A 26,120-nucleotide genomic window follows, 5' to 3' on the forward strand; every position below is an offset into this window, starting at 1 on the left:
ATCCTAAAGTCATTATATAGTACTTGGGATAATATTTTAATTAATATCGACAATTATTTTGCAAATAAAAACAGCTCCACATTGCTGTGAGGCTGCTCTAAAAATATTTAATTAATTTCTTGCGTTACTTGGCTTTCTTCTGCCAACTAACCAACAAATTAAAATTGCTAAGATGGCTTCAATAACAATCACGACGATGTTTAATCCTAATTTGAATTGACCAAAGTCTATCTTGCTGAGGTTCTGACCACCAAGATAGAGGTCAAGGACAATTGAACCAATAATTAGAACGAACATGGTAATCCATTGGTCGCGGCTGAAGGCAATTCCATACTCTTCCTCGCGACGTCTAATACTTGGCAAAATCACGCCTAGTCCAATGAGGACAACAATTGCGACGATATTAATAATTAATTCGTACCACCAATAACTACTGAATTCTTTAACATCCAATGGGGCGATTCCCAAAATGGTTGCGACAGCAGTAACTACTAGTAAGAATAGTCCTGCTAGATAGGCCAACTTATCGTTTTTGATAAAGACATAGTCAGACGAGAATTTCTTGGAATTCTTTCTAATTCGCATGAAGGAATAGAAGATCCAGCAGGTAACACCTGGTGAAATAATCCCGTTTAAGTTTAATAACCAATTGAAAATATCATTCATGTTAGGTAAGAAAATGCCAAGAAGCATAATGAATGCTGATAAGGCAACAGTTAGAATGTAACCATTGATTGGCAGACCATTCTTATTCTTTTTGCGTAAGAACTTCGGCATGTACTTGTCGCCGGTATCAGAAATCAACATTCTTGTCATGGCGTCTAATAAAACAGCTAACAGAGCAGCGTTGTAAAAGACAGAAGTCCAAGACCATAAGTAAAGCAGACTCTTGCCTAAACCATATTGTCTACCAACCATGTCAAAGACGTAGTACTCACCGTTCATCTTCAAGTCATTTGGAATATGGTTGGCATTGAAGTAAATGCCAAGTGCAAATGAACCGAAGACAGTTAAGAAGATGGTCATAATTGCCAAAGCAATCATGGCTTTTGGAAAGTCAGACTTAGGCTTCTTCATCTTGGTAACGTATGGTGCCACTAATTCACAACCATTAAGAGCATAGATTAACATGGCGATTGTAGTCCAGTAATGCATGTCAAATTTAGGAATAAGTGAGTGCCAAGTGAAGTTGGTAGTTGCCATGTGACCGCCGGATTTACTTAGACCAACGAATGCCAAGAAGACAAACATGAAGGTCATAATCAGCATCATGCCGCCGCCGATTGTTGACAAAACTTCCATTGAACGTGAGAAGTAATGCTCAATAATAATGAAGATAATAAACATGGCAAAGGTCATGAGCGCAAAGTTTTTGTTAGAAATTTGGTCCTGAAATTTGCCAGAGCCGGTAACAGCCCAGCCAATATCGACAATAATTGTGTTAGCTGAATCAACTGCATAAGGAATTGAGGCTGCCCAGTATGTCCAGGCAGTAAAGTAGCCTAAAAATTCACCATCTGTCCCGCGGACCCATGATGACAGACCACCACCTTCCTTATTGAAGACTGATCCTAATTGACCAACCATTAAAGAATATGGAATCACGTAAAAAATACACATGATAATCCATGAAGTGACAACGGGCATTCCCTGATTTTGAAAATTGTACATAATATCGTCCAAGCCGATAACAGTACAAAAGGCCATCAGAGTTAACACCGGCCACGAAATATATTTCTTGTTTGAACCTATTTCATCCACTGAGATTATCTCCTTTAAAAATAATTAACGTTTTCTATTTTACTCATTATTGCATTATCTGACTAGACCCAAATCAAGATATTTGGCTAGAATAATGTTAAAATAATCTATTTTGAAGATAATTTTAGTAAAAAATCAGCTGAAATTGCTGCTAGTATTGAATTTTGTGCTGCTGTGAGTTAAGATTATTATCGTTAATAACTACAAATAAAGAAAGAAGGATTCTTATGTCAGGACATTCAAAATGGCACAATATTCAAGGCCGCAAGAATGCGCAAGACGCTAAGAGAGGTAAAATTTTCCAAAAACTATCTCGTGAGATATATATGGCTGCAAAGAATGGTGGTCCTGACCCCTCAGGGAATCCTAACTTGCGGATGGTAATGGATAAAGCTCATGCTAACAACATGCCTAAGGCTAACATTGACCGCGCAATCAAGAAGGCTGACGGTAATTCAGATGAGCATTACGATGAGATTACTTATGAAGGTTACGCACCAGGTGGTGTTGCTGTCTTTGTTGAAGCTTTGACTGATAACAAGAACCGGACTGCTTCTTCAGTTCGTGTTGCTTTTACGCGTAATGGCGGTTCACTTGGTGCTACTGGTTCAGTTGCTTACATGTTCAACCGTAAAGGTTATATTGCAATTGACCGGACAACTACCGATGCTGATGAAGATCAAATGTTACTTGATGTCATGGATGCTGGTGGCGATGATTTGCAAACAAGCGATGAAGCTTACGAGATTTATACTGATCCTAAGCAATTGGCACAAGTTCGTGATGCCTTGGAAAAGGCAGGCTACAAGCTTGCTAACGCTGAGTTAACGATGATTCCTGAGAATACTACACCAGTCCCAGAAGACAAAAAAGAACAATTTGCTAACCTTGTTGACGCCTTAGAAGACGATGACGATGTACAAAATGTTTATACTGCCGCTGCTGATGAAGACTAGTACAGCTATAGAATAATAATTAATCACTCAATTTTTTGAGTGATTTTTTGTTTACAAAAAAATTTCAAACTCTTTTGCGTATGTAGATTTAGAGCACACGCAAAGGAGGTTTTTTATGCGGATTAAAGAAACAGTTACCTGTTTGATTGAAGAAGCAATTGCTAATCATGCCAGTGACATGTTCTTTTTGGTACGTGGTCAAGAAATGCTGGTTAATTCGCGGACAATAACAGGCATTAATGAGCAGGCAAAATTTACTCTGAATGAAGGCAAGGAGATTATTAACTACCTCAAATACGGTGCGCAAATGGATATTGCGGAACACCGTCGACCACAAGTTGGCGCATTAACGTATGATTATCAGGACGAAAAATATTATTTGCGTTTATCGAGTGTTGGCGACTTTGCTGGTTGTGAATCTTTGGTATTGCGAATTATTTATCAGGTACAGGCAGGACAGTATTTTTTGCCTGAGCAAATCGAACAATTAAAAAGCTTAACAAAAAGGCGCGGATTGGTTGTTACTAGTGGACCAACTGGTTCTGGTAAGACGACTACGATGTATAAATTGGCGCAAGCTGTTGGTCAAAAGCAAATGGTGATGACAATTGAAGATCCTGTTGAAATTCACCAACCAGCCTTTTTGCAGACGCAGGTTAATGATGAAGCGGAGATTAGTTATGCTCGTTTATTGGAGGCAGCCTTACGCCACCGGCCCGATATTCTAATTATTGGGGAAATTCGTAATGCCCAAACAGCACGACTAGCAGTTGATGCTGCATTGAGTGGGCACCTAGTTTTTGCAACTGTTCATGCTAAGAGTACATTGCAGACAATTTCCCGATTAGAAAGCCTGCAGATTAATCAAAATGAGTTGAGTAACTGCCTAACTGCCGTTTCTTATCAGCGGTTGCTCCCGACCAAAACCGGTTTTTCATGCTTACTTGATATTGCCAGCGGACAAGTTCTGCAAGACAGTATCCGTCAAAGGCAGCGTGGTAATTTTGTAAGTTGGGCAGATAATTTAATGAAATTAAAGCAGCGAGGTGAAATTAGTACGCCGATATATGAACAATTTCAAGAAGGATAAGCTGACGGGACAAGAACAACTGGCGTTTCTTGATTATTTACAAAATAGTCTTGCTAATGGTTTTGCTCTTAATACAAGTTTGGAATTAATGCCAATTTTATGGCCCAAACGCCGGAAAGTATTAGCTAGCTTGAACCAAAGAATGACTTTAGGCGCTGATTTGGGTCAGGAAATGTGGCATTTAGGTTTTAGCAAAACAATTGCGGCGCAAGTTGACCTGGCAATGGAGCAAGGAAATTTGCCTGATTGCTTATCACAGCTGGCTACCTTAAATCGTTTAAAAAATGAACAAATTAAAAAGTTAAAAACAGAAATGTCCTACCCAATCGTGCTAGCTGTAATGATGATAAGTCTGCTTGTCTTTATGCAGACTTTTGTCTCAAACCAGTTTGCGTCTTCTAATGAGCATACGGGAGATGTGATGCTGGTTGGTTTATTAGGCCTAGGTCTATTGTTTTTATATTATTTTACGCAGGTTTTAACACTTTTGCGCAAACAAGATTATCATTCGCTAAAAAGATTAGTACATTACCCCATTATTGGCTCGGCGGTCAAATTATACGTCAATTATTTACTGGTTTATGATATTGGCTTGCTGGTTGCCAGTGGCTTTTCACTGCAAAAGATGTGTCAGTATGCGGCTAATCAGGAACCAGGGTCACTGCAACAATTTATTGGGGTTAAGGTAAACCGGCAATTGGCTAAGGGCAAGAACTTATCGCAAATTATTAAGCAGGAGATATTTTTACCGAACGAATTAGTAATCTTACTTGAGACAGGATCAACTAAGGGCGATTTGGGCAAGAGTTGCCTGCTGCTTGGGCAAACCTTGTTTACTGACTTAACTAGTAAAATCGAAAAGTTAATTGTTAATGTTCAGCCAGTCTGCTTTATTTTGATTGGATTGTGCATTATCGGGATGTATCTAAAATTGCTGCTGCCTATGTATGCGATGATGCAGCAGATTTAAGGAGGTTATTAATAATGAAGAAAAAGTTTAAACAATATTTATTGAATATTCTAGCCAAATCACGTAAGATGCAGGGCTTCACGTTAATTGAAATGGTCGTGGTTATTGCCATTATTGTGCTGCTGCTTTTAATTATCGCGCCTAATTTGACTAGGCAAAAACAGAGTGCCGCTGAGCGAACCGAAGATGCTTTTAAAACAACACTGCAAACGCAAGCTGACCTTTATGAAGAAGATAAGGACAGGAAGGGCAAAGATATTACTTTCCAGAATATGTTTGAAGATGGTTATTTGACCAAAAATCAGCTGGACAAGTCTAAAAATTATACGGTAACTGATGGTGTGGTTGAAAAGGGCAATTAAAGTAAAATTAGGTAGCTTTACCTTAGTTGAAATGATTGTGTGCTTAGCAATTGCGTTAAGCTTGGTGATGCTTGGAACTGTTGAAATTACTTCATATCGTGAACAACTAATTCTGAATAACACTGCCAAGGAAGTTAAGAGTTCTATCGAGCAAGCAGCACGGTTTAGTATAATTAAGCATGAGGCAGTTACAATGATGTATGAACCGCAAACAAAGAAAATTGTCTTTATTGGTGGTGGCTTTTCACAACAGATACAAATTGCACCAACAATTACCGTCTTTGGTTTACATGGCAGAACTGTGATTACGGCTAATGGGACGCTGGCCCCACAAACGATTACTATTAATGATGGCCATCATTCACAAAAAATAAAGATACAAATGCAGTGGGGACGGGCAATTGATGAATAAATTTCGCTTAAAAGGCTTTTTACTGGCAGAAAGTATGGTGGCACTTGTTTTGGCGATAATGGGTGTGTCAATGATTGCACTAATTGTGGGTGCCAGCCGAGTAACTGAACGTCAAATCGAGTTAAAGACTGATCGTGCTTATGCTTGGCACGCATTGAAAGAAAATGATTTAAGTAAAATCATGGTCCACAATCGAATTTATCAACCAGCAGGAGCAACAAGCGTCTATGATACAACGGATAAAAAGACTTATGAAGTTAAAAAATAGGGGCTTTATGCTAGCTGAAGCGATGTTTGCCGTTTTGATAACATTATTAGTTGTCTTGATGCTGCAAAATTTGTTAAAAAACATGACTTTGGCCAATAAGGCGGAGCACCGTACTGATGATGTAGTCTTTTCTTATGTCCAATTTAATCGCTTTTTACATGATCGCCATACTAAATTGGCCTATGTTGATGTGGCAAATTCCACTTCAAAAAAGGCACAAATTGTAAAAGTAGACCAAGATAATAACGAAACGATTTATTTGTTAACTTTTTATAAGAATATGATTCGGGCAACAACTCCAGAAGGTGGACATATGCCGCTGTTATTGAATGTTAGTCAGTCTAACTTTGTTACCCGTTCAGGACAGCTTAGGATCAACGTGACAGAAGATGATGGTCGCAAATCGGAATTATATTTTAAATTGGCCAAGCAGCCGGAAAAGAAAGCAAAAAATGAACAAACTAAAAAAGCAAAAAGTTAAGGCTAGTGCATTACTTAGCAGTGTCTTGGTATTGACTACTTGTCTATTATTTTTGCAATTTTATCAAGAAGTTTATCGAGTAAGTATGAAAAATGACTTGTTATTAATTGAATATCTAGTCAACAATTGATTTGCTTGCACGAATAACCTTGTTTCTATTAAAATGGAAGTAGATAAGGGGAATTAAGCATGGATAAAATTGAAGAACTTTTTAATAAATTTTTGGACTGTGTTAACTGTTTACAGGATGCCTTAAATGTTTCTTTTGGTGAGGCCTTAACTGAAACCTTCGATAATCTTGAAACAGGTAAGATTAAGGTGGAGATGGGAGCTCCTGACAAGGAGACTGTTGCCAAGTTAAGCCAAAAATATGCGGCATTGGATTACGAGCATTTGTCCCAAAAAGATAAGGTACAAATCTTTACCTATTTGGTATTGAAAGCAATTAATGAGGATGAGCTGGATGTTAATCAGATGCCTACACCTCCAGCAATTGCGACAATTATTGCAATGCTAATGAAAAAATTACTGCCGACAGATAAGGAATTGACGGTTGTTGATCCAGCTGTTGGTACTGGTAGTTTACTTTATGAAGTCATTAATCAGTTAAGAATGGCTAACCATTCTAAGCTAAATTATGAATTAGTTGGCATTGATAATGATGAAGAAGTGCTAAACTTCGCGGATGTTGGCGCCCATTTGAATGGCATTAAGATTGACTTGTATTGCCAAGATGCTCTTAGTCCGTGGCTAATTGAGAATCCAGAAGCAGTAGTCAGCGATTTGCCAATTGGTTATTATCCAATTGATGATAATGCCGCTAATTTTGCGACAAAGGCTGAAAAGGGTCACTCTTTTGCGCATCTTTTGTTTATTGAGCAAATTATTAAAAATCTGCAGCCTGGTGGTTATGCCTTTTTAGTTGTGCCGAAATCAATTCTTTCTGGCAAGGTAGGGGCTGATTTTATGCCGTGGCTTGCCGAAAAGGTTTTTTTGCGGGCAATTGTAGAGCTGCCTGACAAGATGTTTCAGAATAAGTTTAACCAAAAGTCAATCTTGGTATTTCAAAATCATGGTACAGGAATTAGCAGCAGCGAGGTCTTGCTCACAAAGTTAGACTCAATTAAGGAGCAAGAAGAGCTAATTAAGCTTAATGTCAAGCTAAATGAGTGGTATACTAATAACATTCATTAATTTGTGAAAAATTACAAAGTTACATGTATGGAGGAATTTTATTTATGAAAAAAGTTTTAGCAATTAACTCAGGTAGTTCTTCTTTTAAGTATAAGTTGTTTGCTTTACCAGAAGAAAACGTATTAGCAGAAGGTCTTGCTGATCGTGTAGGGATTGATGGTTCATCATTTGAAATCAAATTAGCTAATGGTGAAAAGCATAAGGAAGAAGTAGCTATTCCAGATCAAGAAACTGCTGTCAACTTACTGCTTAAAGCATTGGAAGAATACAAAGTAATTGACGACTTAAGCGAAATTGTTGGTGTTGGTCACCGTGTTGTTGCTGGTGGGGAAGCATTCTCTGACTCAGTTATTGTTGACAAGGATAAATTACAAACTATTTATGACTTGAAAGAATATGCACCATTACACAACCCAGCTGAAGGTAAGGGAATTGAAGCATTCATGAAATTGCTCCCAGAAGTACCAGAAGTTGCTGTTTTTGATACCTCATTCCACCAAACTTTGGATCCAGTACACTACATGTACTCAATTCCTTATAAATATTACCAAGAATATGGCGTTCGTAAGTACGGTGCTCACGGTACTTCAGTTCGTTACATTGTTGGTCGTGCCGCTGAAATGCTTGGTAAAGACGCCAAAGATTTGAAGATGGTTGTTTGTCACTTAGGTTCAGGTGCTTCAGTTACTGCAGTTAAGAACGGTAAGTCTTATGATACTTCAATGGGCTTCACACCAATCGCAGGTATCACAATGGGTACACGTTCAGGTGATGTTGATCCTTCAGTTTTGCAATACATTATGAACAAAGACAACATTGATATTAACCAAATGATTAGCATTTTGAATGACAAGTCAGGTTTACTTGGTATTTCTGAAATCTCTTCAGATATGCGTGATTTGGAAAATAATGCTGATAAGAAGGCTGGCCTAGCTCGTGAAATCTTTATTGATCGTGTAGTTCAATATGTTGGTTCTTACGTTGCTGAAATGGGCGGCGTTGATGCAATTGTCTTCACTGCCGGTGTTGGTGAACATGATAGCAGTGTTCGTGAAAATGTAATGAAGGCCTTTGAATTTATCGGTTTGGACCCTGACTTTGAAGCTAACAAGTCTAATGGTGAGAAGTTCATCTCTAAAGACGGCTCAAAGGTTAAGGCAATGATTATCCCGACTGACGAAGAATTGATGATTGAACGTGATGTTGTTCGTTTAGCTCACTTGAACTAATTAATTGAACTTTTTTAATCGTATATCGATGTGAATTATGCTATAATTAGAGAGTCTCAGGGGGATGTTTTGGGATTCGACAGGCGTAGATTCGCATTGACTGCGGTTTGTAGGTCACGTCTACATTAAAACGTCACAGAACTTTAACTGCAAATAAAGAAAATTCTTACGCATTAGCTGCTTAATTTAGCGCTTATGCCTTGCCTAGTACTGGATTACTCACGTCTAGTAATAGGTATCAAATTAGTGAGTTACGTTTAACTACCTCATCTGAATAGTTAAAAAGAGTCCTAAGCAGGTTAGCTAGTTCATCCTAGCCCTGTTATATGGCGTTTTGGACTAGCGAAGTTCAAGTAATATAACTATGATCGTAGAGGTCAGTGACGGAATGCGTTTGGACAGGGGTTCAATTCCCCTCATCTCCATTAGTGAAGCTATAAAGCCTATTAAATCAATATTTGATAGGCTTTTTGCTTGCCCTTGATACAATAAACAGGAAAAAACACAAATTGATAAAATTCAAAGTCATGGCTTAGAAATTGCTATTCGGTTAGAATGGGTTAAAAAGTTAGACCAGAATTTGTATGAAATTCGTTCTAAAGTTAGTTCTAATATTCAGAGAGCAGTGTATTTTCATGTTGAGGATAATCAATATATGATACTCATGGGTTTACTAAGAAAACTCAGAAGACACCTAAACGTGAAATTGAACATGCCAAGGTAATCAGAGCTGAGTATTGGCATGAAAAGGAGGGTAAGTAATATGAGAAAAGACGCTGTTACAGATGTAGATGACATTTTTGCTAAGTATGAAAAAAATCCTGAATTTAAAAAGGCTTATGAAGCTGAATCCAATAAATTAGAAAGTGCGATTGTTGTTCGTCAAGAACGTGATAAGTTTGGTTGGACACAGCAAGAACTGGCTGACAAAGCAGGAGTACCGCAATCAACTATTGCTAGAATCGAAAATGGCGCTAACACCAGTATTGATACCATGTCAAAGATTGGTAGCGCCTTTGGCAAAATGGTTAAAATTAGTTTTGCTTAGTTAATAAAATATTGAATATAAAAAGCGATCTTAATAAGGTCGCTTTTTGTTTAGTGAATTAATTAAATTGTATTGGGGCACCACCGTGCTCAATATTATCTTGCATTTGCTGACGTTCTTTAATTTGTGCAACTATAGCATTATGAAATTGGTTCATCATTGCTTGCATATTATGGCTATTATTGTTAGCTCTTAGTTGTTTAACGTAACTCATGTTGAGTTCAGCTGCGATTTCATTTTCAGCTTCTTGTCTTTGATCGCCTGTCATTTCTTCAGCTTTATACATCTGTTCAGTTAATGACCAGCCTTTATCATCAACTAAATGCTGAGACGTCCACGGAATAAAATTAGGGTCGTCATCTATAGACTTGGGGATAGCAGCACATTTAGTCTTAATATATTTGTTTTTGCCGATTCTATAGTATTCCTTTCCTTTAATGTATTTGGTGCTTGTTACTTCGATAGGTGCTCCTTTTTCAAGAGCATTGTTTTTAGTCTTTTTACCATGTTTGTTATAAATATATGCCTTCTTGGTAACGCTTATATATAATGCGGCTTGCACGCTTGTAGCGGCTTCACTGGCAGCGATTGGTGCTGCTACACTTAAAAGTGAAACAGCAGCAATTCCTGTAAATAAAATTTTCCTAGTTTTCATAAACTTTTCTCCTAAAATCGCCTTAGGTTTGTAGTCACTGGCTTGGTGGACATAAAGCCTATTTTAATTTAAAGCTCAAGACTTTATTATCGATCTGCAAACCTAGATTTGAGCTCTCAGAAATAATTATATTTGTATCATATATATTATCTTCACTTTGAGTGCCAGTTAATCTAATTTCGATATTTTTGCCAGGTTTTATCTGATTATCAGGATATGAATTAAAGGATATTGCTTGTTTTGTATAAGAAAGCTCAGCTTGAAGATATTTGTTAACTATATCAGAAGCTTTAACAGGCATATTAGATTTATTAGTAAAGGAACTATAAATATCAATCATATTAGTTCGTCTTGCAACTGATTCAATATTAAGTGTAGCGACATTCTTTATATAAAATTTCTTGTTTACTAAAGCAACATCAAATTTCTTTAATTTTGTTTGTGCGGTTTGTTCTTGCTTCTTTTTACGTTGACTTCTTTGATAGTCAATAAGTGGGACAAACCAATTAGCTTTTTTGTGAGGGTAAACCCAATTTCCATATTTACCAAAGAATGCCCAGTAATAATTCCATTGAGGATCAGCTAATATTTTTATATGAGTTCCTTTTTTTAAAACTTTGCTCTTACTTAAATAATGATTAATGCTATTTGGATACCAGGCTACTTTACGAATTGTAATTGGCTTGGTTGAAACAACCTTCATAGGCTTACCATCCCAATTATTCATGTTGAACCAAAATGAGTAGGAATAGTATTTTGATGCATTGACTTTTTGAATAGGAATAGTTATGAACGAAACTCCTAAAAGTGTAATAACAGTTAGTGACAACCATCTTTTTTTCATTTTTATACCTTCCTAATATGAAAATCTATTTAACTAATTTATACCAATACTTAGGATAATTGCCTGCTACCCAGAAATATTTGTGACCATCAGTTTTAAAATAGCCGTTAGCCAATCCTTTTTTCTGAACAATCCATATGTAACTGGCTGCATGTTGAATTTTAAGTTGTGTGCCTTTCTTAAGCACTTTGTGTCCCACACAGTGTGATTTATATAATGGCACGCCTTTTTTTATTTCGCTAATTTGTACGGGCTTAACCACTTCAACTTTACGTGGTCTGCTCCACCATGCAAAACTGTGTGCTGATACATCAGTATTTGTTATACCAACTCCTATGGCAATTGCTAAAAATCCAGCCAATACTATTAGTTTTTCTCTTTTCATTTTATTCTCCTTATTCAACCAGTCTTAACTTAATAGTTATCTAAATTTCTATTTTAAAACTAATATATCTATAAGCCTATATACTGATTAGGCTAGAAAACTATAATAGAGCCTACAAATTCTAGTCATTAATTAATATCGGACAGTAAAAAATCATAAATTAATTCTGATTTATGCTAAAAAGTCTTTATAATAAGGCATAAGATAAAGATTCACTAAAAATATTCCTTTTTTATCAGATAAAAGTTTAAACTAAACATGAGGTGATTAGAGTGGAACCAATATTTTTAACGCCGTATTTCAGACCTAAAATTTGGGGTGGGCGTAAGTTACAAACAATTTTTAATTACGATATTCCTGCTGGCAAAGTTGGTGAGGCGTGGATTATTTCTGGTTATAAAGATGATGCATCACTGGTTAGTCAAGGTCAATTAAAGGGTCAGACTTTGCAGCAGGCATATCACGAACATCCGGAACTTTTTGGTAATCCCAAAGAAAAAGAATTTCCACTATTAGTCAAGTTTTTAGACGCCAATGATAACTTGTCGGTGCAGGTACACCCAGATGATGAATACGCCAAAAGAGTCGAGCATGATAGCGGAAAAACCGAGAGCTGGTACGTCTTGCAAGCCGATCCTGGTTCATATTTAATCTATGGTCACACTGCTAAGACACGTCAAGAACTAGCGGATATGATACATCAAGGTCAGTGGGATAAGCTGCTGCGTAAAGTACCAGTTAAAACTGGCGACTTTTTCTATGTTCCAGCAGGGACAATTCATGCTTTAACTAAGGGAATTATGGTAATTGAAACTCAGCAGTCAAGTGATGTTACCTATCGCTTATATGATTATGACCGTGTTGATGAAAAGACGGGAAAGACGCGGCAATTGCATACCCAAAAGTCGATTGATGTTACTACCGTGCCACATGTTGATCCGCAAGTTTCAGTTCAAATAACTAACGAGCAGGATGCTGTGATTAAGACTTTAATCGAGCCGCCGCTTTCACCGCATTTTTATCTGTGGCAGATTGACTTAGATGGGCAGTGGCAAACTAGCTTAAATAACCACCCATACTTGTTAGTTTCGATAATTGCAGGGTCTGGCCATTTGCAGGTTGGCGAGCAAAGTTACGCACTCAAAGTTGGCACTAATTTCATCATTCCTAATCAGATGAAAGAATTTTCATTCATTGGTAAAATGAAAATAGTAATGTCTGCTCCGAACGAGCAGCATTAAAATACAATAAAAAGGAAAATAAGTAGAATGATATATATTGCTTGTGGTGCAATTTTGCTTGCCCTCGGACTCATCTGGTTAATTAAGCCGGCTAAGAAAGCCAATCCACTCTATGGTTATTCGTCATACTTAGCGCAAGTTAACCAGGGGAGTTTTGCTTTTGCTCAGAAAAAGGCAAGTCTATATTTTGCCTTGTTTGGCTTACTGCAACTGCTACTGGGAATTGGCATTCACCTATTAAAGTGGGATCGTTATTTTTTGATTTGGTTATTGACGTTTTACTTCTTTATCCTGTTTCCAATTGTTGCCACTGAAAAAAGTTTGAAACAGTTTTTAATTAAGCGTCATGAATTGCCGGCAGATTATGTTGACCCAGATAAGGTGAAGCATGAAAAAACTAAAGGATTTAGGGATCGAAAATGAAACTGAAAATTTTGATGGTTGAGGATGATAACTCTGTTGCCGAAATGATGGGGATGTTTTTTGCTAAAGAGGGCTGGACACAAGAAGTTGCTGTTGATGGTGTTCAAGCCGTGGAAATGTTTAAAAGACACCCTGATGAGTATGATCTAATTACTTTGGACCTTAATTTACCTAAAAAAGATGGCATTCAGGTGACTAAGGAAATCCGTGCACTATCGCCAAGTGTGCCAATAATTATGTTGACGGCGCGTGATAGTGAAGCCGACCAGATTTTGGGATTAGGCGTTGGCGCTGATGATTACGTTTCTAAACCATTTAGTCCGCTAGCTCTAATTGCACGGATTAAGGCCTTGCATCGGCGAATTATGATTGAAGACAACCAAAACAAACCTGAGATGTCACAATCTACCGATAACTTTGATGTTCATACTAACCATGTCAAAATTTCTAAGGCGCGGCGTGAAGTATTGTTTGATGACAAAAAGGTGGCTAATATTACGCCAAAGGAATTCGACTTGCTCTATACAATGGCACAAAAGCCCAAGCAGGTTTTTTCTCGTAGTCAGTTACTTGAAGCAGTCTGGGGTTACGATTATTTTGGTGAAGAACGTACAGTTGATGCTCACATTAAAAAGCTGCGGCAAAAATTAGAAAAAGTTGGTGCTGATGTAATTCAAACTGTTTGGGGAGTTGGCTATAAGTTTGATGATGAGCAGGTCAATAAATGAAGTCGATTTACCAGCATTTACTTAGCTTTTTGCTAATCATTATTACGACAGTGTCAATTATTGGTTATGCCGAGATTAAGTCGGTAACAACGCAGTCTTATGAGCAAAATTATCGGCGCATGGAAGATTATGCATCATCATTAGGTGACTTAGCTGCCAGCGACCAAAAGAATGGCACAGTTATGCTTAACTCTGAATTTTTGGATCAATTGCAGTTTGTTTTGCGTGGTGATGACCTGCACCTGCATATTTTTAACAATCAGGGAGTACAAATCTACCCTAAAAGTCGGCGCTTGTTACGCTTAAAGAGGAATGTGTTTGCGGTTTTAAGCAGCGGCAAAGAAATCCATGTTAGAAATAATAATGAAGAGCGGTCATACTTGTGTCATACAAGAAATCCGTACACGGGAGTAATTGTTCCCTGGATGAGTGGCCATAAGATTATTGGGGCAATTTGGCTGGGTTCACTTGTAAAGGATGTTGAGCGTCCAATTGAAACGGCCAAGCATAATTTGATTAATGCTTTAATTATTGCCTTACTTGTTGGCTTAGTTATGAGTATCATCTTAAGCTATTATTCGACTAACAAGATCAACCGGCTGTCGAGAGCAACTAAAAAAGTACAGTCTGGTAATTTTGACGTTCAGATTGAGTACAAGGGCAATGATGAAATCGACCAGTTGGCTGCTAGTTTTAATAAAATGGTGCAGGCGCTAAAAAAATATGACCAAGAAGTTAAAACGCAGGAAAAACGGCGCGACCAATTTATGGCTGATGCGGCTCATGAGATGCGAACACCATTAACGACGATCAATGGCATTCTTGAGGGCCTGCAGTATGATGCCATTCCAGAAGAATCTAAACCAAAATCAATTGACTTAATGCGCCGAGAGACTAAACGCTTAATTCGCCTAGTTAATGAAAATTTGGATTACGAAAAGATCCGCAATAATCAAATCAATTTGACTAAGACAAAATTTAATGCCAAGAAGATTCTAGAAGATGTTGTAATCCAATTAAGGCAAAATGCCGATAAGGCTAACGACCAACTTGAATTAAGGGCGCCGAATGAATTGCCGATTTATGCGGATCGTGATCGATTGACGCAAATTATTGTTAATCTGGTTCAGAATGCAATTCAATTTACTACTAATGGTCATATCGTGCTTAGTGGCCGCAGAATAACTCATGGCACGCAAATCATTGTCAAGGACGATGGCATTGGGATGAGTAAGAAGCAAATGAAGTATATTTTTGAACGCTTCTTTAAAGCTGATCCATCAAGGGCACGGCTAGGTACAGGTGAATCTGGGTTAGGATTAGCGATTGTATCATCGCTTGTTAAGCAGCATGGCGGCAAGGTAGAGGTAACTTCTGAAATGGGGCAAGGTGCAGAATTTACAATTACCATTTATGACCAGGGTTACGAGCAATATTTAGGTAAATAGATACAAAAAGAGCACTTCATTTTGAAGTGCTCTTTGTTTTTGGCAATAAAATTATTTTCCTTCAGCTTGGTGCCATACTTTAGCGGAAGCCGGCAATTCACTTAAGTTAGTCATTTCGTCTTTACTTACGACAATCAAATTGTCTGGGCCAGCAGCTAACTGATTAAAGCTATCTAGACTTTGGTTTCTAAAGTAGCCCTCACTAGCATTGGCAAGACTAGTCTGCAGTTGATTAATGCGGTATGCTTCGGCATCAGCTTTAGTCTTAATTGCTTCGGCGTTAGCTTTGGCAGTGGCAATTAAAGCATCGTTTTTGGCCTTAGTTGTTAATTCAATGTTTTTTGCTTCACCTTCAGCTTTTTCAATGGCTGCGATTTTCTCCCGGTCAGCAGTTAATTGCTTGTCCATTGCCTTTTGAATTTCAGGACTCGGCAGCAGTTCATCAATGTTAACCCGAACAACGCGAATGCCGTAGATGTCTGTTAAATCGCCAATGGCTTCGGATAATTGGGTGTTAATTTTACTTGTTGAACCCAATGCCTCGTTCAGGTCCATTCGGCCGATAATGTCGCGTAAGTGACCGCGAATTAATTCAACCATGGATTTAACTGAGTCTGTGTTGTTATAAAAATACTTGTAAGAATCAGTTACCAGATAGTTTAAGGTTAGGCTAGTTGTGATTTCGGCATTGTCTTTAGTAATAATTGAATATTTGGAAATTTCTGCAGGAAACATCGCCAAAGAAACGCGTCGTATTTTTTGGATGAAGGGGATAATAAAAACAAAACCAGCTTTAACGGTTTTAGAATACTTACCTAAAGTCTCGATTAAGCCTTCATTATTCTGCGGCACAACCCGACAGCCCGCGATAAAAAATGCAATTAGAAGAATAAAAATAATTAGTAAAAACATTTTGGTTTTTCCTTTCTATAGTAGATATAAATGATTATTTATTATATGCCTTTTTCTTGTTTTTACTAGATTTATTTTTCTTTTCTGTCAGGTGGTTGCCGCGAACAGATTCGGGAATTTCGGTGATTTCTTCATCGCGACCCTTTAATTCAGGTGCGTCAGTTTTGTAAAGTTTTGTCGTTGAGCCATGATGGACATTAATCAGTGCCGTTGATTTTTTCTTCAATTTATTTTGAATTTTTTCCATTTGTTGAAAATTGGTTAGATAATCAAACTGGTTGGGATTAACAGGCTTAAAGCCTTTTGGCGTGTAAAAACGCAACAAATTATGGTTATTAAGCAAGTCGGAATATTTTAAGGATTGCTTCGCCTTTTTGGCAAGGTCTGCTATTTCTTCTTTTTCCTGCTTGGTAAAGTTGATAATTTGCTTGCCAGTCTTACGGTCATAGACAAGACCTTTTTTACCTTTGGCGCCAATAATCACGTATTTTTGGCTGACAATTGTACCGTTACGAAAGACGATCCACGGGCGATACTGCCGTGATAATAGGTCACTGCCGAATTGCACGTAATGCTTATTGCTGATGCCCAACAGGTGCATCAAGGTCGGCAAGACGTCAATTTCACCGGCGACTTCGTGGTTGATTTTGCCTTTTAGATTAGGCGCGTGAATCATGAAAGGCACCCGCTGCATTTGCGTATCATTATAACTACTCCAAGTGTCAGAACTTTCGCCGACAATTGGCGCCAAAGTTTGATTTTCAGAGTTTGTTAAACCGTAATGGTCGCCATAGATGACAACCATTGTGTTCTTGGCCAAACCAGATTTTTTCAAGTAAGCAAAAAATTCGCGGATGGATTCATCTAGATAATGGGCAGTTTCAAAATAATTATTGATGGTTTTGTCGCTGGTATCAGTGGTTTGAAAATGCGGGTCAAGATCCTGGTTATCCATTGAGAACGGCGTGTGGTTGGTTACCGTAATAAACTTGGTGTAGAAGGGCTGCTGCATGCGTTCTAAATACTTGATACTTTCGGCAAAAAGCAGCTTATCTTTGACGCCGTATTCCTTTTTATCATCCTTATCAGTGCTGAAATAATTTTGGTCAAAAAAGTAATTGTAGCCTAAATTCTTATAGACTTCGTCACGATTCCAGAAGGTACCGACATTACCGTGGAAGACAGCAGAAGTGTAATTGCCATGTTCATGTAAAATTTGCGGTGCAGCTTGGAAGGTATTTGAACCGCCAAGAGCGGTAAAAAGTGACCCATCAGCGATACCATAAGTGCCAGTCTCCAGCATGTTTTCGGCATCACTAGTACGGCCGATACCGACCTGATGGTAAAAGTTGTCAAAACTGATCGTGTGCTTGTCGTGATAGATTGAATTTAGAAATGGTGTTACTTCTTTGCCGTTGACCTTTAATCCAATTAAAAATTGCTGGAAACTTTCAAGGTGAATAACGATGACGTTTTTGCCTTTTTCTTTACCAAAATAATTGGCATTAGCAGGTATCTTGTTTTTCTTGGTAAAATTAAGAATTTTGTTCAAATCAGCTGCATTGGCATTACGGTTGACCTGCTCGGTTTGTTCATTTTTAATACCGTCATAAACGGTATATGTATCAAGACCAAGGTACTTAACAACATAAGCGCGGTCAAAGGTATTTCTTAAAAGCCGCGGTCTGGACGATTCAGCCAGGAAAATATTTAATGCCAAAACAAAAAAGCCGAATGAAGTAATGGTAAACGGCGTTAAGAGCCCGTAAGACTTCTGATCGATTTTTAATTTATGTGTCACTAATAGGGCAATGACCAAAATTAGGTCGAGCCAGAGCAGAATATCTGACGGCTGCAAGAGTGAAACTGCACTTTTGCCTAAGCCTGGGGCAACTTTACCCGCATTAGTAATTGTCTTAACTGTAATAAAATCTGAAAATTCACGATAATAGAGGATATTAGCAAATAATAGGCAGGTATTGGCAAAGTCCATCAACAGCATGACCCAATAGGAAACAATCGGTTTAGGAAAATAAAAGCCGATGCTCAAGAGCAAAATTGCTGTTCCCAGCGGACTAAGCCACATAATGATGTGCTGATAAGGATCAGAAATACCTAAATTGAAATCATGGTATGCCGCAAAGATGTACTTTAGGACAAATAGCAAGACGAGCAGGATAAAAAAGCCTGTTCTTGTCTGCATGAAGTTTGCTAGATTCTTTTTTTTCAAAACGAACGCTCCTTTAATAATGATTTTAAAGGTTTAGCAGGCGTGAGACAATCTTTTCGCGATTATTAGTCGTTTTTTAAGATTTGTATACGTGAAATTGAGTATAATTTAAATGAACTTTATTTTTAGGAATTGATTAAGCATGATTTTTTTAGGACCGCTGTATAATATCATTGCGCAAAACTTAGCCACTAAAATCAACCACTTTGCGTTGATTAAGCTGCTGATGTTGGCAATTGATAAAACTATTCTGTATTTTTTATTGTTTGCCGTTGTACGCTTACTCTGGTTAATGGCAATCAGGCGCCGGCGCTCAATCAAGTCCGAAGCCAGCGTGTGGCTGTTTGCATTTTATCTTATTTTAGTGTTAATGCTGACGACTTTTCGAAATACATATTTTCCGTGGCAGCTGACTTTTTATTTTAGCAGGCCATTAAGTGAAATCAACTTGGTATTTTTAAAAGAAACATGGAAATTAGTGTATGCTCAAAGCCGGCTCGACTTTTTCTATAATTCGTTTGGTAATGTGTTGTGTTTTGTACCGTTTGGCTTTTTGGCACCATTTGTTTTTTCAAAAAAGCAAACTTTTGCTAGAGTATTACTAGCAGGAATGATTTTTTCAATTTTTATTGAAGGGATGCAATTTTTGCTTGAAACTGGTGTTAGTGATATTGATGATGTCTTTTTTAATAGTTGTGGTGCAGCTATTGGATATTTACTTTATTGGGTGTTTAAGTCTGTGCGTAATAAGTTTGCAAAACATTAAAGAAATAACTGGAATTTGCAAAATAAGATTGTTAGAATATTCTTGTGAAATAAATATTTTGTTTAGTTAAGGAAGCGTACTTATGAGTTTGATTAAATTTGACAGCACTAAATTGACGCCATTTGTTCATGAAAATGAACTCAGTGAGATGCAAGCATTGGTTAATGCTGCCGCTCAAGAATTAAAAGAGGGCACTGGTGCGGGCAATGATTTCTTAGGCTGGGTTGATTTGCCAGTTGATTATGATAAGGAAGAATTTAGCCGGATTAAAAAGGCCGCTAAGAAAATCCAAGGCGATTCTGAAGTTTTAATTTGTATCGGGATTGGCGGTTCATACCTTGGCGCTCAAGCTGCGATTGAGTTTTTGAACAGCTCATTTTATGGCAAGGGCCAAGATAAGTACCCAACGATTGTTTTCTGTGGTAATTCACTTTCAGGATCATATCTGCATGATTTAATAGCTTGGCTGGGTGATAAGGACTTTAGTATTAATGTTATTTCTAAATCGGGAACAACAACTGAAGCCGCTGTAGCTTTTAGAATTTTTAAAGACAAATTAATTAAAAAATACGGCAAAGAAGAAGCACAGAAACGGATTTATGCAACAACCGATCGTGCTAAGGGCGCTCTGAAGACCGAAGCCGATGCAGAAGGTTACGAAGAATTTGTTGTTCCTGATGATATTGGCGGTCGTTACAGTGTACTATCAGCTGTCGGCTTATTGCCAATTGCGGCATCTGGCGCCGATATTGACCAATTGATGCAAGGTGCAGCTGATGCCCGCAGCGATTATGATGATACTGATTTGACTAAGGCTACGCCTTACCAATATGCTGCATTGCGGAATATTTTGTACCGGAAGGGCTACACAACAGAAATTGTTGAAAATTATGAACCAACTTTAAGAATGTTTGGTGAATGGTGCAAGCAATTAATGGGTGAATCAGAAGGTAAGGACAATAAGGGAATTTGGCCATCAAGTGCTAACTTCTCAACTGATTTGCACTCTTTGGGACAATACATTCAAGAAGGTTTGCGTAACTTGTTTGAAACAGTTATTCGCGTTGAAAATCCGGCTAATGATGTAGAAATTCCTGCTGATGACCGTAACTTGGACCAACTTAACTTCTTAGCTGGTAAGAGTTTAAATTATGTTAATGAACGTGCTTATCAAGGTGTAGTACTGGCTCATACTGATGGCGGCGTACCTGTAATGACGGTTAACATTCCTGATCAAACTGAACACACTCTTGGCTATTTGATTTACTTCTTTGAATTAGCAATTGCGATTTCTGGTTATTTAAACGGAATCAATCCATTCAACCAACCAGGTGTTGAAGCATACAAGCGTAATATGTTTGGTCTGCTTAACAAGCCAGGTTATGAAGATCTGCACGATGATTTAACTGCACGTTTCAATAAATAACTGAATTAACCGAGCTTTACTTTTAACTATAATTGGTTTTTAATTAAATTAATATTAAAAATATAATTTTATCATTTGAATAATAAATTATATTATTTGGGAGTATTTAATTATGGCAGATGATAGTAAAAGTAAGTTAACACTTGGTCAATTAGTCTTTTTAGCATTGCTGACGGCGCTGAACGTTGTACTTAGTCGGATATTAATTATTCCGATTCCAGCAACTCACGGCAATATCAATTTTTGTGATACCGGAATTTTTTTGGCGGCAATCACATTAGGACCAGTTGCTGGACTATTAGTTGGCGGGTTATCCGGATTTTTACTTGATTTACTTTCTGGGTACGCACAATTCATGCTCTTTTCACTGGTTATTCATGGACTAGAAGGACTACTTGTGGGCTTGTTGGTGAAAAAGGCAGTACAAGATGGTCGCAAATGGTTGCGCTACATCTTGGCACTTGCTGTTGGTATTATTGTGATGGTTGGCGGATATTATTTGGCTAATTGGCTGTTATATTCCACGGCAGCTGGTGTTTTAGGACTTTTGACCGATACTATTCAAGGAATAGCTGGTGCGATTGTTGCCGTGATCTTGCTGCCAGCTTTGCAAAAAGTGTTGCTCAAATATCGGCAGCTTTAATTAAATAGAGAAGGGGGCAAAAGCATTCCATGCTTTTGCCCTTTTTTATGATAAGGAGATGTTTTAATGGAGAAAAAAGTAGTAACACCAAAGCACGTTGGGGCAATTATTAGCTGCGCCTTAATGGCTTTTGTTTCAATTTTGACCGAAACGAGTTTAAATGTTACTTTTCCAACGATGATGAAGCAATTTCATATTGGCTTAGGATTGGTGCAGTGGACCACTACCGGTTATTTACTGGCAATTGCCATAATTATGGTCGCAAGCTCATATTTAAATGATCGCTTTTCGGCTAAACAATTATTTTTAACGGCAGCAATTACCTTTATTGTCGGCTCATTTGTTGCAGGGACAGCCACTAATTTTTGGCTTCTTCTAACTGGACGACTGATTTCGGCATTTGGCGCTGGCTTGTCAATTCCGTTAATGTTTAATCTGGTGGTTGAGCTGATACCGCAAGACAAATGGGGCTTTTATATGGGAATTACGGGGCTTGTAGTCATTTTAGCTCCATCCTTAGGACCAACTTTTGGTGGGACCGTTGTTTACTTCTATGGCTGGCCGTTAATTTTTGGTATTGCGGCAATAATTGGTCTGATAATCCTTGTTTTGGGCCTGTTTATGGTCGAACAATACCATGAGAAAAAGCATCCGCAATTTGATTGGCGCAGTTATATTATTATTGCAGCAGCGATGGTGATTTTTAGCTTAACCTTCAATCAAATCGGTCAGGGGCTGACCAATATTTGGTTTTGGCTAGGGATGATAGTCGTTGCGGTTTTAGGTTGGTTGTTTATTAAATCAGTCAAAAATAGTGACAAGCAGCTGCTCAACCTAGCAGTTTTTAAAAACAAGGCATTTATTTGTGCACTGATTTCGTATTTATTGTTGCAATTTATTAATATCGGCACTAGCTTTGCACTACCAAATTATGTTCAGATTGTTAATCATTCAAGTTCGCTGGTTGGTGGGCTGATTTTACTGCCGGGTTGTATCTTAAGCGGCGTGCTTAATCCGTGGTTTGGTCATATTTATGACCAAAAGGGTGCCAAACTGCCACTTTTGACAGGGACAATCTTTTGCATGATTGCTTGTATTTTATTTGCAATTTTCAGTTTGAAGATTTCGACAATAATGATTGTTGTTTTTTATGGCATTATGATTATTGGCCGGCAGTTAGCCTTTAATAATACAATGGCAGAAGCTTCTAAATTGCAGCCAGATGAATTACACACCGATGCAACGGCAGTCTTTCAGACAGGACAACAGTATGCTGGCTCTCTAGGTACGACAGTTATGGCAACAATTATTTCTGCTTGGCAAAAGAAACCGGGTAATTATGCGGCAATGACGGCTAAAGGTAGTCAAATTGCATTTATTGTGTTAATTTTTGCTAGCGCTATTATCTTATGTAGTTATCTTAGAATGTTTAAACTTGAACGACAAAATAGTAATTAAATAACGCTTTCATAAAGTATTTGATTTTATAAGTGTAATTATACTTAATAAAAAAATAATTTTGCTTATGCTTACGGCTGTAAACATTTGATAACGATAATGATTATAAGTGCTAAATTAAATATTGTTATTGAATCATAATTAAAAAACGCAAAAATCGCTTACAATTATGCTGAAAATAGGTATAATTTAACTAGTTGTTTAAGCAAAAGGAGTTTTTTAAGATGATGTGTGATAACTTAATTATCAAAATTATTAACGTGATTGTATTTGGGATTGCAGCGTATTATACTTTTACTGCAGATGGCATGATGATGGCAATGTATTGGATGGCAGGTGGCATGTTATTTGATGCAGTAGCTGATTTAATTTGGCACTTTATTCCTAACAAAAAAGATTGTGCAAAATAATGTATAATAATGAACCCCTGAATTAGGATGACTAATTTCAGGGGTTTTCTGATAATTTATTTATCATTTTCAGTTAAAAAGCTGCGGATAATTTTTTCACGCATTGTTAAGAAAATCTGGTTATGACCCGTTGGGTGTATGCGATTGGTCAGTAAAATCAGTCCGGATTTTTTAACGCGATCAAGCAAAATCAAGGTTCCGGTATATCCGGTGTGAAGGATTAGGGGATAATGACTCTCAGGATCAAAGCGGATATCCCAGCCCCAAGAGCGCGGTTTTATGCCTGCTGGATTTTTATTTTCAAAAAGTTGGCTAACAACATCTTGGTCATAAGGCAAGATGTTAGGATTAAGCCCCAGGTAGCCCTTGCTGATTTTGATTAAATCCTCCATTGAGGAAAATAACCCAGCAGAGCCGCAGTCACTGCCTAATTGTCGCGCCTTAGGGTCATGAGGGACACCCTGAAGGACTTGACCATTAAATAAGGCAGTTGGCACGCAATCGCTAATTACAGGCTTAAAGGTGGTCTCAGTCAGTCCTGCGGGCACAAAAATTTCGGAAGCAGCCACTTCTTGAACGGATCTACCGTAAATTTTTTTAATTACCAAGCCCAACAAAATAAAATTGGTGTCGGCATAGCGCATTTTATGTTCAAACTCGTCGGTTACCGGCAAGTGGATGATTGCATTAATTAAATCATCATGATTCAATTCGTCGCGATGGTCGATCCAGCCACGGATACCGCTAGTGTGGGTAAGAAGATGAAATAGGCGCACACGGCGGTCCGTAAATTCGGGAATGAAGTCGTGCAGGGGCTCAGAGAAGTTAAGTTTGCCTTTGCCGTATAATTTTAGTAAAATATTTTCAGTTGCAAGGACTTTGGTTAAACTAGCTAGGTCATATTCGGCGAACGGGCTGAGCTGGCTAACTTGCGGATAGATCGTGGCAAAGCCCACTGTTGAAGTGAAAGTTTGTTTATTTTTAATAAAGGCGTAATTAACGCCCGGTACGATCCGTTCGGAAACCATTGATTCAATAAGGTTTTGGGTGGTTGAGTAATCAATCATTTATCTCTATCCTTTGCAAAAATTTATCTTATTAATTATTATAACTAAAAATCTCTTGACAAGAACAACTTTTACAAGCATAATAATTACTGTTGATTTTGCCCGTTGGTCAAATGGTTAAGACGCCACCCTCTCAAGGTGGAGTTACGAGTTCAATTCTCGTACGGGTGATTTTATCAATGGGATATAGCCAAATGGTAAGGCACAGGTTTCTGGTTCCTGCATGTTTCGGTTCGAGCCCGGATATCCCAATAAGAATGGCTTAACAGCAAGGCTTTTAGAGGTCGAAAAGCTGATTTGCCCATCATTTGCCCATCAGGCAATTGAAAAAATAAAAAGGTTAGATGAATAAATCATCTAGCTTTTTTTCTATTTCTTTGTCACTTTTTCTTTTGTCTTCATCAATGTAATAGGCATAAACATTTAAAGTCATTGATAAATTTTTGTGACCTAATCTTTTTGAGATAGCCATCCAGTCAACATTTTTATGATGCAGAATGGCAACATGGACATGGCGCAGACTATGAATTGTAAAATCTGGTTTGATTAAGTCAGCATGCTTCATAATTACTTGCAATTTGCTATTGATCGTTCGATTGGCAGGAGGTAAGCCAGTATCTTTTTCTTTAAAAATATAGTCGTCCTGATTATCTTTTTTGATTTCCTGCAATAATTCAATCAATTTAGAATTAATTCTGACTGTGCGGTACGAAGAAGTATTTTTAGTAGGTCCCAATTCTTTGATGTCACTATTGTAAGAATGATGAATTGCGATAGTGTGTTTTTTGGTGTCTAAATTATGCCATTTAAGACCGCTGATCTCGCCAACACGTGCACCAGTTAGAATAATCGTAATGATAATGTAAGTGGAAGGAACAGCAGGGTCTCTATCGTCCAGAGCAGTTTTTAATAATTTTTGCGCTTCGGCATAGGACAAGAAGACAGGCTTGCGCGTATTCGTGTCATTTCCGTTGATATTAACGCCTTGAGTAAAGTCTAGTGTAATTATGCCATCAGCAATTGCATTCTTCACACAGGCTCTAAATTGGCGATTGAGCAGCCTGACTGTTGTGGTTGAATGTGTCTTACAAACATCATTGATAAATTGTTGCCAGTGAATTCGCTTGATCTGTTTAATTTTGGTGTCTTTAAAGTATTCATGAATAATTTTGTCATTAGTGATATAGCGTTTCTGCGTTTCATGTCTAATATGCGGCTTTTTAAAAGTAGTCCACCACTCATGAAAGTAATCAGCAAAAGCAGGGTCATTTTCAATATCCACACCACTAGTGTGTAGGTATTGCTGCTTAATGGAATATTGTTCAGCTTCAACTTTAGTTTTGAAACCGCCTTTTTCCATTTGATGAAGTTTGCCGTTGGCGTCACGCCAGTTTATTCTAGCTGACCATGATTTGCCGCGTTTTCTGACTGTCATTTTAAAAGCACCTCCAATTGTGCTAGAATATTTTTGAGCGCACAAATAGCGCAGTATTTCGATTAATCCTTAAAGAATAAAGTTTGGCGATGGAATTCTTTAGGGATTTTTAAATTGGACAATTATTATTGACAACTAATATTTTTTCATCAATAATTCTCTTAGAATTAATTAGAAAGGAGAAAAATATGAAAACTTTTCAAAAAGTTTGGGGTTATATAGTATTAGCCTCTTTCGTTAAATTAGTTTCTGCATTATTCGAACTGATTTTTAATGCT

General features: G+C 37.7%; 28 protein-coding genes, 2 tRNA genes, 1 other RNA gene and 1 pseudogene. 24 read left to right on the top strand and 8 right to left on the bottom strand.

Annotation, left to right across the window (positions count from 1 at the left end; all coding sequences use genetic code 11):
- Positions 1–111: 111 nt before the first annotated feature.
- The gene (locus OZX58_RS02925; protein WP_277141397.1) at positions 112–1,761 is read right to left on the bottom strand and encodes an amino acid permease; all 1,650 of its coding nucleotides are present in this window, start codon (positions 1,759–1,761) and stop codon (positions 112–114) included.
- A 227-nt stretch (positions 1,762–1,988) separates the two neighbouring features.
- Between OZX58_RS02925 and OZX58_RS02930 the strand changes: the two genes are divergently transcribed.
- The 13 genes and pseudogenes from OZX58_RS02930 (at position 1,989) to OZX58_RS02990 (ending at position 9,771) form a co-directional block, all read left to right on the top strand.
- Entirely contained in the window at positions 1,989–2,717 is a 729-nt protein-coding gene (locus OZX58_RS02930) for a YebC/PmpR family DNA-binding transcriptional regulator (protein ID WP_277129920.1), read from the top strand.
- Between the two features lie 115 nt (positions 2,718–2,832).
- Entirely contained in the window at positions 2,833–3,807 is a 975-nt protein-coding gene (gene comGA / locus OZX58_RS02935; RefSeq protein ID WP_277141398.1) for a competence type IV pilus ATPase ComGA, read from the top strand.
- On the top strand, positions 3,785–4,777 hold the full coding sequence (locus OZX58_RS02940; protein ID WP_277141399.1) for a type II secretion system F family protein: 993 nt from the start codon (positions 3,785–3,787) through the stop codon (positions 4,775–4,777). The genes comGA and OZX58_RS02940 overlap by 23 nt, the downstream gene beginning before the upstream one ends.
- Positions 4,778–4,791: 14 nt before the next feature.
- A complete protein-coding gene (gene comGC / locus OZX58_RS02945) occupies positions 4,792–5,139 on the top strand; it encodes a competence type IV pilus major pilin ComGC (RefSeq protein ID WP_277141400.1) in 348 nt (115 codons plus the stop codon).
- The gene (locus OZX58_RS02950; RefSeq protein WP_277141401.1) at positions 5,123–5,551 is read left to right on the top strand and encodes a hypothetical protein; all 429 of its coding nucleotides are present in this window, start codon (positions 5,123–5,125) and stop codon (positions 5,549–5,551) included. The genes comGC and OZX58_RS02950 overlap by 17 nt, the downstream gene beginning before the upstream one ends.
- Positions 5,544–5,819 (top strand): type II secretion system protein, encoded by a 276-nt coding sequence (locus OZX58_RS02955; protein WP_277141402.1) that lies wholly within the window; start codon positions 5,544–5,546, stop codon positions 5,817–5,819. Before OZX58_RS02950 ends, OZX58_RS02955 begins: the two co-directional genes overlap by 8 nt.
- Entirely contained in the window at positions 5,803–6,300 is a 498-nt protein-coding gene (locus OZX58_RS02960) for a ComGF family competence protein (RefSeq protein ID WP_277141403.1), read from the top strand. The genes OZX58_RS02955 and OZX58_RS02960 overlap by 17 nt, the downstream gene beginning before the upstream one ends.
- On the top strand, positions 6,272–6,430 hold the full coding sequence (locus OZX58_RS02965) for a hypothetical protein (RefSeq protein ID WP_277141404.1): 159 nt from the start codon (positions 6,272–6,274) through the stop codon (positions 6,428–6,430). The genes OZX58_RS02960 and OZX58_RS02965 overlap by 29 nt, the downstream gene beginning before the upstream one ends.
- A gap of 59 nt (positions 6,431–6,489) precedes the next feature.
- Entirely contained in the window at positions 6,490–7,494 is a 1,005-nt protein-coding gene (locus OZX58_RS02970) for a class I SAM-dependent methyltransferase (protein ID WP_277141405.1), read from the top strand.
- Positions 7,495–7,538: 44 nt separating this feature from the next.
- Positions 7,539–8,723, top strand: coding sequence for an acetate kinase (locus OZX58_RS02975; RefSeq protein WP_277141406.1), 1,185 nt, complete (start codon positions 7,539–7,541; stop codon positions 8,721–8,723).
- A 60-nt stretch (positions 8,724–8,783) separates the two neighbouring features.
- Positions 8,784–9,151, top strand: a transfer-messenger RNA (tmRNA) gene (gene ssrA / locus OZX58_RS02980).
- Between the two features lie 89 nt (positions 9,152–9,240).
- Positions 9,241–9,485 (top strand): annotated as a pseudogene (locus tag OZX58_RS02985) (type II toxin-antitoxin system RelE/ParE family toxin); the annotation flags it as partial.
- A 1-nt stretch (position 9,486) separates the two neighbouring features.
- Complete coding sequence (locus tag OZX58_RS02990; RefSeq protein WP_277141407.1) at positions 9,487–9,771, top strand: helix-turn-helix transcriptional regulator; 285 nt, start codon at positions 9,487–9,489, stop codon at positions 9,769–9,771.
- A gap of 58 nt (positions 9,772–9,829) precedes the next feature.
- Here OZX58_RS02990 and OZX58_RS02995 read toward each other — a convergent pair whose 3' ends face one another.
- The 3 genes from OZX58_RS02995 to OZX58_RS03005 are packed head-to-tail and all read right to left on the bottom strand — an operon-like array spanning position 9,830 to position 11,655.
- Complete coding sequence (locus OZX58_RS02995; RefSeq protein WP_277141408.1) at positions 9,830–10,426, bottom strand: SLAP domain-containing protein; 597 nt, start codon at positions 10,424–10,426, stop codon at positions 9,830–9,832.
- Positions 10,427–10,484: 58 nt separating this feature from the next.
- Positions 10,485–11,270 carry a hypothetical protein gene (locus tag OZX58_RS03000; RefSeq protein WP_277141409.1) on the bottom strand — a complete coding sequence of 262 codons (786 nt, stop codon included), beginning with the start codon at positions 11,268–11,270 and terminating at the stop codon, positions 10,485–10,487.
- A gap of 25 nt (positions 11,271–11,295) precedes the next feature.
- Positions 11,296–11,655: a hypothetical protein gene (locus tag OZX58_RS03005; RefSeq protein WP_277141410.1), complete on the bottom strand. Its 360-nt coding sequence runs from the start codon at positions 11,653–11,655 to the stop codon at positions 11,296–11,298.
- A gap of 272 nt (positions 11,656–11,927) precedes the next feature.
- Between OZX58_RS03005 and manA the strand changes: the two genes are divergently transcribed.
- From manA to OZX58_RS03025, 4 genes are read left to right on the top strand one after another with little or no spacing between them, the layout of a single operon-like run.
- On the top strand, positions 11,928–12,896 hold the full coding sequence (gene manA / locus OZX58_RS03010) for a mannose-6-phosphate isomerase, class I (protein WP_277141411.1): 969 nt from the start codon (positions 11,928–11,930) through the stop codon (positions 12,894–12,896).
- A gap of 27 nt (positions 12,897–12,923) precedes the next feature.
- On the top strand, positions 12,924–13,319 hold the full coding sequence (locus tag OZX58_RS03015) for a hypothetical protein (RefSeq protein WP_277141412.1): 396 nt from the start codon (positions 12,924–12,926) through the stop codon (positions 13,317–13,319).
- Complete coding sequence (locus tag OZX58_RS03020) at positions 13,316–14,047, top strand: response regulator transcription factor (protein ID WP_277141413.1); 732 nt, start codon at positions 13,316–13,318, stop codon at positions 14,045–14,047. Before OZX58_RS03015 ends, OZX58_RS03020 begins: the two co-directional genes overlap by 4 nt.
- Positions 14,044–15,495: a HAMP domain-containing sensor histidine kinase gene (locus tag OZX58_RS03025; protein ID WP_277141414.1), complete on the top strand. Its 1,452-nt coding sequence runs from the start codon at positions 14,044–14,046 to the stop codon at positions 15,493–15,495. The genes OZX58_RS03020 and OZX58_RS03025 overlap by 4 nt, the downstream gene beginning before the upstream one ends.
- A gap of 51 nt (positions 15,496–15,546) precedes the next feature.
- On the opposite strand, the gene OZX58_RS03030 is transcribed toward OZX58_RS03025, so the two are convergent.
- Positions 15,547–16,407: an SPFH domain-containing protein gene (locus OZX58_RS03030; RefSeq protein WP_277129804.1), complete on the bottom strand. Its 861-nt coding sequence runs from the start codon at positions 16,405–16,407 to the stop codon at positions 15,547–15,549.
- Positions 16,408–16,441: 34 nt separating this feature from the next.
- Entirely contained in the window at positions 16,442–18,637 is a 2,196-nt protein-coding gene (locus OZX58_RS03035; RefSeq protein WP_277141415.1) for an LTA synthase family protein, read from the bottom strand.
- A gap of 142 nt (positions 18,638–18,779) precedes the next feature.
- Here OZX58_RS03035 and OZX58_RS03040 point away from each other — a divergent pair, with 142 nt between their 5' ends.
- The 5 genes from OZX58_RS03040 (at position 18,780) to OZX58_RS03060 (ending at position 23,340) form a co-directional block, all read left to right on the top strand.
- Positions 18,780–19,403 carry a VanZ family protein gene (locus OZX58_RS03040; RefSeq protein WP_277141416.1) on the top strand — a complete coding sequence of 208 codons (624 nt, stop codon included), beginning with the start codon at positions 18,780–18,782 and terminating at the stop codon, positions 19,401–19,403.
- An 82-nt stretch (positions 19,404–19,485) separates the two neighbouring features.
- Positions 19,486–20,829: a glucose-6-phosphate isomerase gene (locus tag OZX58_RS03045; RefSeq protein WP_277129800.1), complete on the top strand. Its 1,344-nt coding sequence runs from the start codon at positions 19,486–19,488 to the stop codon at positions 20,827–20,829.
- A gap of 112 nt (positions 20,830–20,941) precedes the next feature.
- Entirely contained in the window at positions 20,942–21,472 is a 531-nt protein-coding gene (locus OZX58_RS03050; protein WP_277141417.1) for an ECF transporter S component, read from the top strand.
- 66 nt (positions 21,473–21,538) lie between these two features.
- Positions 21,539–22,930, top strand: a complete 1,392-nt coding sequence (locus OZX58_RS03055) for an MFS transporter (RefSeq protein WP_277141418.1) — start codon at positions 21,539–21,541, stop codon at positions 22,928–22,930.
- Positions 22,931–23,154: 224 nt separating this feature from the next.
- The gene (locus tag OZX58_RS03060) at positions 23,155–23,340 is read left to right on the top strand and encodes a hypothetical protein (protein ID WP_277129796.1); all 186 of its coding nucleotides are present in this window, start codon (positions 23,155–23,157) and stop codon (positions 23,338–23,340) included.
- A 56-nt stretch (positions 23,341–23,396) separates the two neighbouring features.
- On the opposite strand, the gene OZX58_RS03065 is transcribed toward OZX58_RS03060, so the two are convergent.
- The gene (locus OZX58_RS03065; protein ID WP_277141419.1) at positions 23,397–24,407 is read right to left on the bottom strand and encodes a serine hydrolase domain-containing protein; all 1,011 of its coding nucleotides are present in this window, start codon (positions 24,405–24,407) and stop codon (positions 23,397–23,399) included.
- Positions 24,408–24,506: 99 nt separating this feature from the next.
- On the opposite strand from OZX58_RS03065, the gene OZX58_RS03070 reads away from it, so the two are divergent.
- Together OZX58_RS03070 and OZX58_RS03075 are read left to right on the top strand one after the other, a co-directional pair.
- A tRNA-Glu gene (locus OZX58_RS03070) sits at positions 24,507–24,578 on the top strand.
- Between the two features lie 9 nt (positions 24,579–24,587).
- Positions 24,588–24,659, top strand: a tRNA-Gln gene (locus OZX58_RS03075).
- An 88-nt stretch (positions 24,660–24,747) separates the two neighbouring features.
- Here OZX58_RS03075 and OZX58_RS03080 read toward each other — a convergent pair.
- On the bottom strand, positions 24,748–25,842 hold the full coding sequence (locus tag OZX58_RS03080) for a site-specific integrase (RefSeq protein WP_277141420.1): 1,095 nt from the start codon (positions 25,840–25,842) through the stop codon (positions 24,748–24,750).
- Between the last annotated feature and the right edge of the window lie 278 nt (positions 25,843–26,120).

Origin of the sequence: Lactobacillus sp. ESL0680, assembly GCF_029392855.1 — a bacterium.
GTDB lineage: Bacteria > Bacillota > Bacilli > Lactobacillales > Lactobacillaceae > Lactobacillus.

What these genes read in the sequence shown, in the direction of transcription:
- OZX58_RS02970 (WP_277141405.1), top strand. Translation starts at nt 6,490, where the DNA reads ATGGATAAAATTGAAGAACTTTTTAATAAATTTTTGGACTGTGTTAAC.
- OZX58_RS03000 (WP_277141409.1), bottom strand. Translation starts at nt 11,270, where the DNA reads ATGAAAAAAAGATGGTTGTCACTAACTGTTATTACACTTTTAGGAGTT.
- OZX58_RS03015 (WP_277141412.1), top strand. Translation starts at nt 12,924, where the DNA reads ATGATATATATTGCTTGTGGTGCAATTTTGCTTGCCCTCGGACTCATC.
- OZX58_RS03050 (WP_277141417.1), top strand. Translation starts at nt 20,942, where the DNA reads ATGGCAGATGATAGTAAAAGTAAGTTAACACTTGGTCAATTAGTCTTT.
- OZX58_RS02940 (WP_277141399.1), top strand. Translation starts at nt 3,785, where the DNA reads ATGAACAATTTCAAGAAGGATAAGCTGACGGGACAAGAACAACTGGCG.
- comGC (WP_277141400.1), top strand. Translation starts at nt 4,792, where the DNA reads ATGAAGAAAAAGTTTAAACAATATTTATTGAATATTCTAGCCAAATCA.
- OZX58_RS02955 (WP_277141402.1), top strand. Translation starts at nt 5,544, where the DNA reads ATGAATAAATTTCGCTTAAAAGGCTTTTTACTGGCAGAAAGTATGGTG.
- OZX58_RS02995 (WP_277141408.1), bottom strand. Translation starts at nt 10,426, where the DNA reads ATGAAAACTAGGAAAATTTTATTTACAGGAATTGCTGCTGTTTCACTT.
- OZX58_RS03055 (WP_277141418.1), top strand. Translation starts at nt 21,539, where the DNA reads ATGGAGAAAAAAGTAGTAACACCAAAGCACGTTGGGGCAATTATTAGC.
- OZX58_RS03080 (WP_277141420.1), bottom strand. Translation starts at nt 25,842, where the DNA reads ATGACAGTCAGAAAACGCGGCAAATCATGGTCAGCTAGAATAAACTGG.
- OZX58_RS03020 (WP_277141413.1), top strand. Translation starts at nt 13,316, where the DNA reads ATGAAACTGAAAATTTTGATGGTTGAGGATGATAACTCTGTTGCCGAA.
- OZX58_RS02990 (WP_277141407.1), top strand. Translation starts at nt 9,487, where the DNA reads ATGAGAAAAGACGCTGTTACAGATGTAGATGACATTTTTGCTAAGTAT.
- OZX58_RS02965 (WP_277141404.1), top strand. Translation starts at nt 6,272, where the DNA reads ATGAACAAACTAAAAAAGCAAAAAGTTAAGGCTAGTGCATTACTTAGC.
- OZX58_RS02930 (WP_277129920.1), top strand. Translation starts at nt 1,989, where the DNA reads ATGTCAGGACATTCAAAATGGCACAATATTCAAGGCCGCAAGAATGCG.
- OZX58_RS03025 (WP_277141414.1), top strand. Translation starts at nt 14,044, where the DNA reads ATGAAGTCGATTTACCAGCATTTACTTAGCTTTTTGCTAATCATTATT.
- OZX58_RS02975 (WP_277141406.1), top strand. Translation starts at nt 7,539, where the DNA reads ATGAAAAAAGTTTTAGCAATTAACTCAGGTAGTTCTTCTTTTAAGTAT.
- OZX58_RS03045 (WP_277129800.1), top strand. Translation starts at nt 19,486, where the DNA reads ATGAGTTTGATTAAATTTGACAGCACTAAATTGACGCCATTTGTTCAT.
- OZX58_RS03065 (WP_277141419.1), bottom strand. Translation starts at nt 24,407, where the DNA reads ATGATTGATTACTCAACCACCCAAAACCTTATTGAATCAATGGTTTCC.
- comGA (WP_277141398.1), top strand. Translation starts at nt 2,833, where the DNA reads ATGCGGATTAAAGAAACAGTTACCTGTTTGATTGAAGAAGCAATTGCT.
- OZX58_RS03030 (WP_277129804.1), bottom strand. Translation starts at nt 16,407, where the DNA reads ATGTTTTTACTAATTATTTTTATTCTTCTAATTGCATTTTTTATCGCG.
- OZX58_RS02960 (WP_277141403.1), top strand. Translation starts at nt 5,803, where the DNA reads ATGAAGTTAAAAAATAGGGGCTTTATGCTAGCTGAAGCGATGTTTGCC.
- OZX58_RS03005 (WP_277141410.1), bottom strand. Translation starts at nt 11,655, where the DNA reads ATGAAAAGAGAAAAACTAATAGTATTGGCTGGATTTTTAGCAATTGCC.
- OZX58_RS03040 (WP_277141416.1), top strand. Translation starts at nt 18,780, where the DNA reads ATGATTTTTTTAGGACCGCTGTATAATATCATTGCGCAAAACTTAGCC.
- OZX58_RS03060 (WP_277129796.1), top strand. Translation starts at nt 23,155, where the DNA reads ATGATGTGTGATAACTTAATTATCAAAATTATTAACGTGATTGTATTT.